12 protein-coding genes are annotated in these 12,889 nt (G+C 41.8%); all 12 read right to left on the bottom strand.

Translation table 11 applies throughout. The features are described from left to right. Positions 1–4: 4 nt before the first annotated feature. The 12 genes from pgsA to FOF60_RS09055 all read right to left on the bottom strand — a co-directional run bounded on the left by pgsA (position 5) and on the right by FOF60_RS09055 (position 12,870). The gene (pgsA, locus tag FOF60_RS09110) at positions 5–583 is read right to left on the bottom strand and encodes a CDP-diacylglycerol--glycerol-3-phosphate 3-phosphatidyltransferase (protein ID WP_192473252.1); all 579 of its coding nucleotides are present in this window, start codon (positions 581–583) and stop codon (positions 5–7) included. A 183-nt stretch (positions 584–766) separates the two neighbouring features. Then, complete coding sequence (locus FOF60_RS09105; protein WP_192473251.1) at positions 767–1,660, bottom strand: helix-turn-helix domain-containing protein; 894 nt, start codon at positions 1,658–1,660, stop codon at positions 767–769. A gap of 20 nt (positions 1,661–1,680) precedes the next feature. Then, the gene (locus FOF60_RS09100; protein ID WP_192473250.1) at positions 1,681–2,472 is read right to left on the bottom strand and encodes a DUF3388 domain-containing protein; all 792 of its coding nucleotides are present in this window, start codon (positions 2,470–2,472) and stop codon (positions 1,681–1,683) included. A 274-nt stretch (positions 2,473–2,746) separates the two neighbouring features. Then, complete coding sequence (locus tag FOF60_RS09095) at positions 2,747–3,004, bottom strand: DUF3243 domain-containing protein (protein ID WP_192473249.1); 258 nt, start codon at positions 3,002–3,004, stop codon at positions 2,747–2,749. 102 nt (positions 3,005–3,106) lie between these two features. Next, entirely contained in the window at positions 3,107–3,829 is a 723-nt protein-coding gene (ymfI, locus tag FOF60_RS09090) for an elongation factor P 5-aminopentanone reductase (RefSeq protein ID WP_192473248.1), read from the bottom strand. 70 nt (positions 3,830–3,899) lie between these two features. Then, positions 3,900–5,195: an EF-P 5-aminopentanol modification-associated protein YfmH gene (gene yfmH, locus FOF60_RS09085; protein WP_192473247.1), complete on the bottom strand. Its 1,296-nt coding sequence runs from the start codon at positions 5,193–5,195 to the stop codon at positions 3,900–3,902. Next, positions 5,195–6,472, bottom strand: a complete 1,278-nt coding sequence (gene yfmF / locus FOF60_RS09080; protein ID WP_192473246.1) for an EF-P 5-aminopentanol modification-associated protein YfmF — start codon at positions 6,470–6,472, stop codon at positions 5,195–5,197. Before yfmF ends, yfmH begins: the two co-directional genes overlap by 1 nt. Positions 6,473–6,683: 211 nt before the next feature. Beyond that, positions 6,684–7,772: a GGDEF domain-containing protein gene (locus FOF60_RS09075; RefSeq protein ID WP_192473245.1), complete on the bottom strand. Its 1,089-nt coding sequence runs from the start codon at positions 7,770–7,772 to the stop codon at positions 6,684–6,686. Between the two features lie 180 nt (positions 7,773–7,952). Further along, positions 7,953–8,906, bottom strand: a complete 954-nt coding sequence (locus tag FOF60_RS09070; protein WP_192473244.1) for an ABC transporter permease — start codon at positions 8,904–8,906, stop codon at positions 7,953–7,955. Between the two features lies 1 nt (position 8,907). After that, the gene (locus FOF60_RS09065; protein WP_192473243.1) at positions 8,908–9,987 is read right to left on the bottom strand and encodes an ABC transporter permease; all 1,080 of its coding nucleotides are present in this window, start codon (positions 9,985–9,987) and stop codon (positions 8,908–8,910) included. Next, positions 9,984–11,507, bottom strand: a complete 1,524-nt coding sequence (locus FOF60_RS09060; protein WP_192473242.1) for an ABC transporter ATP-binding protein — start codon at positions 11,505–11,507, stop codon at positions 9,984–9,986. Before FOF60_RS09060 ends, FOF60_RS09065 begins: the two co-directional genes overlap by 4 nt. A 268-nt stretch (positions 11,508–11,775) precedes the next feature. Further along, positions 11,776–12,870 carry a BMP family lipoprotein gene (locus FOF60_RS09055; protein ID WP_225650413.1) on the bottom strand — a complete coding sequence of 365 codons (1,095 nt, stop codon included), beginning with the start codon at positions 12,868–12,870 and terminating at the stop codon, positions 11,776–11,778. Between the last annotated feature and the right edge of the window lie 19 nt (positions 12,871–12,889).

The following is a 12,889-nucleotide window of genomic DNA, read 5'->3' as shown; positions in this document are numbered from 1 at the left end:
TCAATTATTTGGAATTACTGAATACTTCCTTGTTTTTAGCGAAGTAATCCCATCCAGACCAAATGGTAAAGAACATCGCCACCCATAATGCAATGTCTGCAAACGGTATGGAGAATGCTTCAAAAATGATATTATGCAGCAAGAGGGCGGAAATGGCCACTGTCTGTGCCCACATTTTAATCTTACCGGGCATTTTAGCTGCAACAACTTCGCCACCGCCAGCAAGCAGTAAACGCAGTCCAGTTACGGCAAACTCCCGGCTAATAATAATGATGACAATCCACGCAGGGGCATAACCCAGTTCAACCAACACAATCAATGCAGAAGAGACAAGCAGTTTATCTGCAAGGGGATCAAGGAATTTTCCAAGGTTTGTAACTAAATTGTGCTTTCGCGCCAGATAACCGTCAACCCAGTCTGTCACGGACGCAAAGATATAGATTAACGCTCCTACAAAATGAGTGACCGGCATGGTTGTACCCAGCAGGGAGATATCACCCCATGAAAATGGGACAATCATGATGATCATGAATAACGGAATCAATAAAATTCGAGAAACCGTAATCTTATTTGGCAAATTCATATACTATTTCCTCCAGATGAAAAATTACAAAGCCATTATCTTGACTTCTTTCATTATATCCAATATGTAAAAATCATCATTAAATATGCCTGTAGTATAATTTTAGCCCGTATAAACTAAAGTCCATACGGGCATTTTGGCAAATCATACTTTGATTTGGCTTTACAAGGAAAGGCAGTAGGCTTATTTAACAAAATTAATTGTTATCACCTGGGTCATATCCTCTTCAGGCGGTACTGCATATTCAAGCTTCTGGTCATTTACGTAGATTTCGGTATCAGGTGCACGTCCGATATTGATAACTGCTTTTGTTTCGTTGGATAAATCTTCCGTCCGGCTTTCATTCTTTCCTTTTACCAGAGTTTCTTGAAAAATAGATTTAGAACCATTCGATAGTCCCACCCATGTCTGTCCAAGCGATACAATTTTAATGACGAAAGAATCGGCACCCTTTAGTTCATATACCGTATTGCTGCCGCTGTTCGATAGTACTGAAAGATCCTGAGCAGGTGTTTCAGGCTCAGCTTCCTCTTCGGCCGGTTCCTCCTCAGCGACATCTTCTTCTTCGCCAGTGTCTCCACTTCCGCTATCATCTGTTTGATCACTATCATCTGTTATCTCTGCAGGTTCTTCCACCCTTGTTTCCTTACCTGGCGTCACAGGTTCCTTTGTCTCATCCCCCGCATACTCGACGATCAGATACCAAACCAATGCGATAGCACCTATGATAAAGATTCCAAATAAAATTTTAGGAAGAACGTCGAGAATCTTTGAAGTCTCCGGAGAAACACTTTTCCTCGACTGGACACGGGAAAGCTGCTCGGGCAACTCTTCGTTGTATGTAGATGGGATTTCATTTTTATGCTGCTCAAAAAGCTGTTCTGGGTCAAGCCCTACAGCCTCTGCATATTGTTTAATGAATGCACGGACATAAAACTTCCCTGGCATCATAGAGTAATTGCCCTCTTCAATACCAAGAAGGTAGCGCTTCTGTATTTTCGTGATGGACTGCAGTTCGTCCAGGCTGAGGCCCTTAGCTTCACGTGCTTCCTTTAATATATTTCCTAACTCAGTCACGATAACACCTTCCAATACTGTTAAAAATCAAATCCGCCAAAATCAGAATCGGTAAACATGTGATTCTTCTGAACCATGTCATACACAATTTCTTCATCAGGGTTATTGCGAAGTTCAATAATATAATCAAAGTCATCCAGTGTATATTCCGTATTCTGGACAAAAATATCCGGATGTTCAACAACCTTCACCGCAGGCAGGCGCATGATTTCCCTGACAAGCTGCCAGTGCTTTTCATTCGCCCTTCTTGTGGAGACGATACCGTCAATGATAAATAAGTTATCAGCGTTGTACTCATCTTCAATCAATTGGTTGCGGATTGTCTGTTTCAGCAATGTCGAAGAAACAAACAGCCAACGCTTGTTCGCACAGACACTTGAAGCCACGACTGACTCCGTCTTGCCGACTCGCGGCATCCCACGGATCCCAATCAGCTTGTGTCCTTCCATCTTAAACAATTCTGCCATAAAATCTACAAGTAGTCCAAGTTCATCCCTAACAAACCGGAATGTTTTTTTATCATCTGCATCACGCTGTATGTACCTGCCATGTCTGACCGCCATCCGGTCACGAAGCTTCGGTTCACGGATTTTAATTACCTTTATTGTATCCATTGTATTTAGAATTGACTCTAATCGTTCAATTTGGTCATCATCTTTTGCAAGGATCAACAAGCCGCGCCTTCCTTCATCGACTCCATTGATCGTAACAATATTTATTGACAGCATACCGAGCAAAGAAGAAATATCACCTAGCAGTCCTGGACGGTTAATCATAATCTCATATTCCAAGTACCATTCTTTCTTTTCCATCGTTCTCCTCCTCTGCTATAAGGTCACTTGATTGCGACACATTTTGACATCGAATATCTAGCTACTATATTATATGATTTTCAAAGAAGATGAAAGGAAAAACAAGCCAGAAGTTAAAAGTAAAATAAAGCCTTGTCCCGGATGCCTTTTCGATGGAAGAACACAGCGAAAAAACACGCTTCCGGTTTTACTTTTGGTTAAGAGAGCAACAAGATTAAGAAAAAGTATAAAAAAAAGAGAGGAAGCTATATGTCCCCTCTCCAGATCCTGCTGATTATTTAGTACCGTTGTTCTGAACCAATTTAACCATCATTGTTGCGATGGCATGCTGTTCGTCAGGACTTGCAACTGACCACAGGTCTGCAAGTACTCTTTCCTGCTCATTTTTAGGGTCGACATTCTTGGCAAGATAGTCCCCGATTTGGTAGGCAAGGTCTCCCATTACCTCTTTATTCATCCCCTGGTCCTGCGCCTGATGAAGGCGGTCTCCCAAGAAATCCTTCCACTGATTCCAATTATCCAATACGGACATATTGACAACCTCCTTGTCTAAAAATAGTACAAGGTTATTTTGCATACGAACGGTCATTATTATTCATTTCGATACATGTTTTGAAAAATTGTCACATCTGCATCATGTCAGCCAGCCGCCGTTTACTGCCAAGACCTGTCCGTTAATATAGGAGGATTTATCAGACAGGAGGAATTCAACACTGTCTGCCACTTCTTCTGCTTTACCCAAACGGCCAGATGGAATATCATCGGTAATGGCCTCGATTTCATCCTGTGAAAAGTCTTCAACCATAGGAGTCTGAATCGCACCTGGAGCTACGGCATTCACCCTTATCCCTGAGCTTGCCAGTTCTTTGCTCAACGCTTTTGCAAAAGCTATTTGGGCTCCTTTTACCGCCGAATAGGCCACTTCATATGATGCGCCTGTCTGTCCCCATATAGATGACACGAGAACGATACTCCCTCTTTCCTTTTGCCGCAATTTTGGAATAAGCTTTTTGGACAGCATCATAGGCGATGTTAAATGAATCTGGATAAGTTCCTCTGCTTCCGCCTCCTTCAAATCTTCAAGAAGTCCGTATAGGGCATTTCCTGCATTATGTACTATTGCATCAATGGAGAAGATGTTGGCTGCCAAATCCAAATAGCCTGTCTTTGAAGCAAGATCTGCCTGGATCGGTATATATTCTCCGCCAAAGTGTTGAATTTGACCGACAAGTTCCTCCATCCCTTTTTCGTTCTTGTTAAAATGCAAATAAAGCGAATAACCTTCAGCTGCAAGCTTCGTGGAAATCGCCTTTCCGATCGCCCCACTTGCTCCTGTTACGAGTGCGAATTTCTTCATGTTTTCCCTCTCCAAATAATCTCATGAAATAATGCGCCGGCAAAGACCGGCGCATAGATTAAATGCTGTTTTATTGCTTATCCTTTGGGACTACCTGGCAGACTGTAAACCGTTCTTCGGCAATCAGCTTGCTGGCAGCCTGCTTGAGATCCTCCAGTGTTAGGCTTTCAAGCACCGGCACTACATCAAACAAATCCATATCATTGAATGCATAGCGTGTGAACTGGTTCGCAATATACTCAGGTGAATTGACTGCCCTTAGAAAAGCTCCAATTTTTTTCTTTTTTGTTCTTTCAAGGTTGTCGTCTGTCAATCCTCGGCCGGATTTGGCATCCAGTAGCATGGCTTCCAGCTTGCTTGCAAGGACATCTGGCTCGTTCGTATCGCCGCCGACCATCGCAAATCCAAAGCCCTGTTCTTCCGTATAATCGTATGAAAACGTATCATCGATTAATCCTGAGCCATATAACTCGGTGTAGTTCTCAGAACTTTTTCCAAAGAGAATATCAAGCATCACATTGATAGACAGCTCTTTTTTCAGCATCTCCCTGCCCGATTCAGTCGGGTCGGCCGCCTTGATCCCAACCAGGCACTTGGACGTCTGGACATTCATTTTAAGAACCTGTTTCTTTTCAGCAACCCCAACTTGTTCCTCGTCGAACCTCCGCTGGATTTCTGGCTGTTTTTCGTATTCCTTCTTCCCCTGGTTCTCTTTTATCAAGGCCATGACCTCATCAGGGTTAACAGGACCAACTACGAACAACATCATATTGCTCGGATGGTAAAAGGTTTCATAGCACTCATACAGCATATCTTTTGTTATATGGGAAATCGACTCTATTGTACCCGCGATATCGATGCTGACGGGGTGGTTCTTATACATATTCTGAATCAGGCCGAAATACAGCCTCCAGTCTGGGTTGTCATCATACATTGTAATCTCCTGCCCGATGATTCCCTTTTCCTTTTCAACTGTCTTCTCGGTAAAATAAGGCTCTTGAACGAAGTCAATCAGCGTTTCAAGGTTTTTCTCCACATTTGATGTACTCGAAAATAAATACGCAGTCCTCGTAAATGAAGTAAATGCATTCGCTGAAGCACCCTGCTTACTGAATTGCTGGAACACGTCACCATCTTCCTTTTCAAACAATTTATGTTCAAGGAAGTGGGCGATGCCATCAGGCACCTTCACGAAATCATCTTTTCCAGGAGGAAGGAAGTGATTATCGATTGAACCGTATTTCGTTGTAAAAGTAGCATATGTTTTATTGAATCCTTTTTTCGGGAGAATGTATACATCGAGTCCGTTATCCAGCTTTTCGTAGTACATTTCTTCCTGAAGCTGTTCAAAAGTGATTTTCTCCATTATTTGTCCGCCTCCAATCCAGTTAAGAAGTAGACCGTATCAAGCTGAACCTTTTTGGCTACAGCAACGATTTCTTCTTTTGTGGTTTTACTCATGCCCTGAAGCCAGTCATCGAGGCTGACACTTTGACGCGACACAACATTATGATAGAGGACCTCAACCATCCCTCTTGCCGTATCCATAGTTTCAAGCATTTGGTTTTCGATCACAGCTTTCGTCTGTTCGATTTCCTGGTCGGTAAAATCGCCAGACTGCATCGCTTGCATTTGCTCACGGATTATTTTTACAGCCAGCTCAAAATTTTCAAATTCAATGCCTGACATGACCATCATTAATCCTTTGTGGCTTTCAAGACGGCTTGCGACATAATAGGCAAGACTATTTTTTTCACGCACGTTCAAAAATAATTTAGAATGTGAAAACCCTCCGAAAATCCCATTGAAAACCTGGAGTGCATAATAATCTTTATCACCATAAAGAACATTCGTCCTGTAGCCGATATTCAGCTTACCCTGTTTGACGTCCTCTTTGTCCTTGACGGTTTTTTCTTCCACGGAAACACTTTTCGAAGCCTCAACCAGTTTAGGTGCACGCTGATCAAATTGCAGGAGGTCCTGTGCAAACGACTGGACTTCAGCCTGATCAACATCCCCAATGATAAATAGGTCAAGCTCATCTTCCGCAAAGGCTTTCTTATAGTATTCATAAAGGTTCTTCTCGTCAATTTGCGGAATATCATCAATTTCACCATTGACATGGAGCGCATATGGTTCATCCTTGCACATTTCCTGTACAAGCCTGAAATTGGAGTATCTCATTTTATCATCATAGACGGCCTGGATCCGCTGTTTTAATGTGCGTTTCTCCTTTTCAACAGTCTCTTTGTCAAAAGCCCCATTTTCAGCCAGCGGATTCACCAGTATCTCCGCCATCAATTGCAATCCTTTTTTCAGCAAAGGATCAGGGTCGCTGAGGAACTTTTCATTTGCTATTTCAAGGGAAAAACTGAGGACCTGATATTCTCCCTTTTTTGAAACATCTACATATAAATTTGCACCGTAAAGCTCATCAAGATAAGATCGAAACTTCGAAGTCGATGGGTAAGCCTTGGAACTGCTTTGCAGCACGTACGGAAGCAGCGCCCTTTTCGTTACATCCTCACTGGTAAGCGGAGCCTTCATCTTCCAGACAATTGTATTTGTTTTGAATTTTTCAGTTTTGACAATATGGAGCTTGTAGCCTTTCATATCCTTGATTGATTCTGAAATGACAGCCATTGATATCCTCCTTTATTTATAACAACAAGACTTGCTTACAATCTTTCTTCTTCACATGATTGATGAAAATAAAACATTCTTCCTTTTATGTATACGTTGTGAAGTCTATATTTAATATTCCTATAAATATACTCTAACTATACCTTTCACATTAAGTCTTATTCAAGGATTTGGCAGTCAATATGGCAAAAGCTTCCCCATTGGGAAGCTTTTATTGTCTGGAAGCAGCGATTTCATCTTTTGCCTGCGAGTAAAAATATGTATAACCAGATTCGAATTTAGCCTGATTTTTTCCGTTTGCTTTTGCACTGTATAAAAGCTGGTCAGTATAACCAAGAAGTTTATCCGGCAAGACTGAACCTTTTGATGAAGCAATCCCAAAGCTCATCGTGACACTTTTGCATTCTTTACTGAACTTTTCAGCAGATAATCTTTCGTAAAGGGCATCAAAAAAGCGGATTTGTTCTGGTTCCTCGATAGCAGGTAAAAGAAAGGCAAATTCCTCTCCGCCATAACGGAAAGCCTGCGCATCATAGTCAGTCGCCAATTCTTGAAAAATGCTTCCAATTTTTTTTAAGATTTCATCTCCCGCTAAGTGGCCGAACTGGTCATTGATTTGCTTAAAGTGATCAATATCTCCCATGACCAACAGGAAATTTTGCCGCGCATTTACTAAAACCCTTAATTGTTCCTGAAAATGGCGATGATTATATAAGCCTGTTAAATAATCAGTGAACATCAGCTCATGAAAAATTTCTTTCTGTTTCAAATGCTTCCTTTCACGTATGACAATCAATGAACCAAACACACCGATGATCCATATGAAGACAAGATTTAAAATAAAGACAAATGTTGTATGAAAGTCAAATTGAGCCTGGAAGGCATAAATAGTTGTGTACCCTATTGTTAACGAAATCGAAGATAATATCGCCCCCTTTGTCCGCCAGTAAATGGTCGCATGCATGACGACCAAATAAGCAATCGGAAAAAGCGGGGAAATGACTCCATTTGTCAAGGCGAGAAGCCACATTAGGGCAATATAATCGAAAATGATGCCAGCCTTTGTAAGTAAATTGAAATACTCGTTTCCCGCCGACATTTTTATCAAAGCAACCTGCGCAACGGTCATATAGACAAATCCAATTGAAAGCAATAAAGGAAATGTTTCTTTTGTAAAATTCAGCCTGTCCGCCAATGGGGGAAAGTAGAATACTAGAATCCCTACCAATAGGAATATCCAGCGTAAATAAGAAAAGATTTTTTCCGTTTCACGATCGTCCATATATAATGATAGCTTCATATCCATGCCCTCTTGACGATATATTTTTTAGCAAACTTTTCCTTTATATTAACACATATGGAAGATTTAATCTAAATGGAATGTTCGAATTTTTATGATATTATCAACTGAATATTTAAGTCCATAAAAATATATAAAAAAAGGCACCCTTTTTAGGTACCTCTTTTCACAGTGTACGTATTAACGTTTGCCGCTGTCGAATGTTTCTCCAACTGCTTTTGGTGCTTGTGATGACTTGGAGAAGATAACAAGTGCGATTAGCGTCACTACATAAGGGAAAATCTTCAACAAGATTGGCGGAATAACAGCCAACTCTGGAATTACTTGAGACACGTTTGCAATCGTACTGGCAAATCCAAAGAAGAGAGTCGCTGCAAGCACACCTAGCGGCTTCCACTGACCGAAAATCAAAGAAGCAAGTGCAAGGAAGCCTAGACCTGCAACAGTTCCTGTGAATTCACCAGACTGGGTGACGATAATCAAGGCTCCGCCTAGACCGGCGAAAGCTCCAGAAATCAGGACCCCGCTGTAACGGATTCTCCTGACATTGATCCCGGCTGCTTCGGCTGCTTGTGGGAATTCACCACAGGAGCGCAGACGAAGTCCAAACTTTGTCTTATATAAAATGAATGAACTTGCAAAAAGAATAATCAATACCAACCATGTTGTTGGATATGTCTTTGTGAAAAATAAATCTCCGATTACAGGTATATCAGAAAGGAAAGGAACATCCCATGGTGAAAAACCGCTTGAGATCCGAATGTTTCCACTACCAGTAATATTCCTTGCAAGGAACACTGTCAGTGCAGTAGCAATCAGGTTAATTGCCGTACCACTGATGATTTGATTGGCATTAAGATTAATGCTGGCAAAAGCATGCAAGATGGAGAATAGCACACCAGCAAGTACAGCAGCCAGCAATCCCAGCCAAAGTACCAATGTGTGGTTGTCCAATACGCCGCTCAGGTAGTGGATGGACAGCGCACCAGAAAAGGCTCCAATGACCATCAATCCCTCAAGGGCGATATTAACAATACCGCTTCGTTCACTAAAAAGTCCGCCAAGCGCCGTTATTAGAAGAGGAATTGTAAAGATAATCGCGTAAGGAAAAATTTGTTCTATTATTGACCACATCTTAAGAATCTCCCTTCTCGACTACAGGACCACGTTTATCTTCTTTGTTAGATTTTTTCGCCTTGAATTTGTTCAGAAGACGCTCAATCATAACACTTGTTGCAGCAAAATAAATGATGATCGCGATAATGGTATTTGCCAATTCAGGCGGAATCTCCGTCATTGCGTTCATGAATCCTGTTCCAGAGTATAAAATTCCGAACAGTACCGCTGCGAAGAATACCCCTACAGGATGGTTGGCGCCAAGAAGGGCTACCGCGATGCCGTCATAACCTTGAGAAGGCAGAATACCTATTTGAATACTAGAAGCATTTCCTGTATACAACGCTACCCCGCCAACACCCGCAAGTGCACCAGAAATCAACATGGATAGAATAATGTTACGGTTAACTTTCATACCTGCATATTCTGCAGCAAATCGGTTAAAACCAACCGCCTTTAACTCGAAGCCCAATGTCGTCTTATCAATGATAAAGGCAATGATAATAACTGCAATGACTGCAAGGAAAAGACCCAGGTTAATATAAGACCCGTCAAACATTTCAGTTAAGAATGGCGTTCTCAAAGTATCTGATTCTGCCAGTTTCTTAGATTCTGTCTCCAGGAATTCTCCCTTGAAATATCCTGGGACAATATAGTAGATCGTCCAGTAGGCAATCCAGTTCATCATGATTGTGGAAACAACCTCGTGAACATTGAATTTCGCTTTCAGCAAACCAGGAATGAATGCCCACAAAGCACCAGCAACCAGACCCGCCAGTACCATTGCTAAAAGGTTTACAGGTCCGGATAGATCAAAAGTTAAGGCGACAGCTGTTGCAGCAAGTCCTCCAGCCAGCATTTGTCCAGAGGCGCCAATGTTAAAAAGACCAGTACGGAACGCAAAGGCGACAGACAAACCTGTGAATACAAGCGGTGTTGCTGTTGCCAGAGTATTACCGATACGTTCCAAATTCTTCAGTGCTCCTTGAAGCAAATAGGAATAGCCCTCGATCGGATTGCTTCCGATGAAAAGCATTAAGATTCCCCCGGCCACCAGACCTAGAATAATGGATATTAATGATACGATGGTATTTCTCATATGCTTCTCTCCTTAGACACGCCTGCCATCATTAGACCTACTTCATTTTCGTCAGTTTCAGCTGCATTTACGATTCCTACCAGTTCACCATTGTTTACAACCGCGATACGATCTGATAACTGTAAAACCTCATCAAGTTCCAATGAAATCAGCAAAACTGCGTTGCCTTTATCACGGTGTTCAATAATCCTTTTATGGATGTATTCGATTGACCCAACATCAAGACCGCGTGTTGGCTGAACCGCGATCAAAAGCTTCGGATCAAGTTCAAGCTCTCTTCCGATAATTGCTTTTTGCTGGTTCCCACCTGATAGTGTTCTGGCAATCGAAGCAGCACCTTCGCCTGAACGCACATCAAAGTTTGTCAGTATATTTTGAGCATACGCTTTCATTGCAGGCACATTTAATAATCCATTCCTAGAGAAAGGTTTCTTATTATAAATTTGGAGCACCATGTTTGAGACAAGCGAGTAATCCAGTACAAGACCGCGCTTTTGCCTGTCCTCCGGAATATGGCTGATTCCTTTTTCATTTCTCTGACGGATTGGAAGATTAATGATTTCGTCACCATAAAGAAGGATTGACCCGGACTCTGCTTTCCTTAGACCAGTGATAGCTTCCACAAGCTCTGTCTGGCCATTGCCTTCAACGCCGGCAATACCAACAATTTCTCCCTCTCGGACTTCCAGTGAAAATTCCTTTAATCCCATTACTTTTCTATTATTTTTGACTGACAAAGAATCTATTTTAAGTACTACCTCAGCAGGAGTACTTTCTTTCTTATTCACTTTAAAAGAGACCTGACGTCCGACCATCATTTCTGCAAGACTAGCCTCACTTGCTTCTGCCACATTGACAGTGCCAATGCCTTTACCGCGGCGGATTACCGTACAACGGTCAGCAACCGCTTTAATTTCTTTCAATTTATGAGTGATAATAATAATAGACTTGCCTTCTTTAATAAGATTGCGCATAATTTTCATCAATTCATCAATTTCTGCTGGTGTTAAAACAGCTGTTGGCTCATCCAAAATCAGAACATCCGCTTCACGATAAAGCATCTTCAAAATCTCGACTCTTTGCTGCATACCTACTGAGATATCTTCAATTTTCGCATGAGGATCAACATTCAATCCATAATGCTTTGATAATTTTTCAATTCTTTTTGCTGCTTTATCAATATCAAGCACCATGCCTCTAAGTGGCTCACTGCCCAAAATGATGTTTTCTGTTACAGTGAAGTTCTCAACCAGCTTGAAATGCTGGTGCACCATTCCGATTCCCAAACGGTTTGCCACATTAGGATTCGTAATCTTAACTTCTTGTCCATTTACTTTTATTACGCCTCGTTCAGGCTGGTACATACCGAACAGAACACCCATTAAGGTTGACTTCCCTGCACCGTTTTCACCCAATAATGCATGTATTTCCCCTTTTTTTAGGGTAAGGGTAACATTATCGTTGGCTACGATACCCGGAAACTCTTTCCGGATATTCAACATCTCAACTACATAACTCATAGTAGCACTCACCTTTGTATTAGACTCTATACCTATTAAGAATAGCGTAAGCGCCTTGGTCAGCTTCACAAGATTAGGCCAGATTGTTCGGGGAAGTGTGAAACAACTTCCTCTGGCAGGCCGATTTTGTGGAAGCCAGGCTCTGGAGCTGTACATTTTTTTTTCAATATGAACAATTATCAAACTCACATTTTAAAATTAGCAATATTTTCCGTACCGGGTTTGATAGACAAAAGAGACGGAAGGTACCGTCTCTTTTGCACTTTTTTTACTTAAATAAATCTCCTTGTTCAGCAGAGACTGTGATTTCTTCTGATTTAATCTTGTCGTAAGCTTCCTTAACCTTGCCCATAGTTTCTTCGCTTAGGTTAGGGTTTTCCTCAGGAAGACCGATTCCATCGTTCTTAGCATCAAACGTTAATGTTTCTCCACCTGGGAATTTGCCATCGATTTCAGCTTGGACCATATCAAAAGCAACCTGGTCTAGCTTCTTCATTGCTGAAGTCAGGATGACAGACTTGTCGCCATCGTACTTACCATCTTCGAACTGGTCAACGTCAACACCGACGATCCAGACATTTTCTCCAGCCTTAGCACGGTTCTTCGCTTCGTTGATCGCACCAACACCAACACCACCTGCAGCAGTAAAGATAACATCTACGCCACGATCATAGAATTGAGCCGCGATTTGTCCACCAGCAGCAGCGTTGTCAAATGAACCTTGATATACAACGTTTTCAGCTTTCATTGTTACATTCGTGTCAAGGTTTTCATTTGCATATTTAAGACCTTGTTGGAAGCCCCAGTTGAACTTTTGTACAGCAGGGATTTCCATACCACCGATAAAGCCTGCTTCGCCTTCTTTCAATTCAACCGCTGCAGCTACACCAGCAAGGAAGCCGGACTCATGCTCAGCGAAGAATACAGCAACAGTGTTATCTTTTACAACTGGATTAAAGTCTCCGTTGTGTGGATTTCCGTCAATGATGACGAATTTAGCATCTTCATATTTATCTTGGGCTTGGAATACTGCTGTTTCGAATTTAAAGCCCGGTGTAATGATAAACTTATATTCTGCATCATATAAGTTGCCGATTTCTTTTAAGTATTCTGCTTCAGTCGTTCCAGCTGGCTTAAGGTACTTTGTCTTTACGCCTAGATCTTCCTCAGCTTTCAGGATTCCTTCCCAAGTACCTTGGTTGAAAGATTTGTCATCAATCGTACCTGCGTCAGTTACCATACCTACTCTTAAGTCTGATTCTTTTCCACCAGTAGAACCGCCATCGTCGCTTCCGCAACCTGCCAACATTGTACCTGCTGCTAAAAGCAATGACATTACCAAACCAAATTTACGCTTTTTCAAGGTTTGTACCCCCCAGAGA

Origin of the sequence: Mesobacillus jeotgali (assembly GCF_014856545.2) — a bacterium.
Lineage (GTDB): Bacteria > Bacillota > Bacilli > Bacillales > Cytobacillaceae > Mesobacillus.
This window is presented reverse-complemented; position numbering and strand designations above follow the sequence as displayed.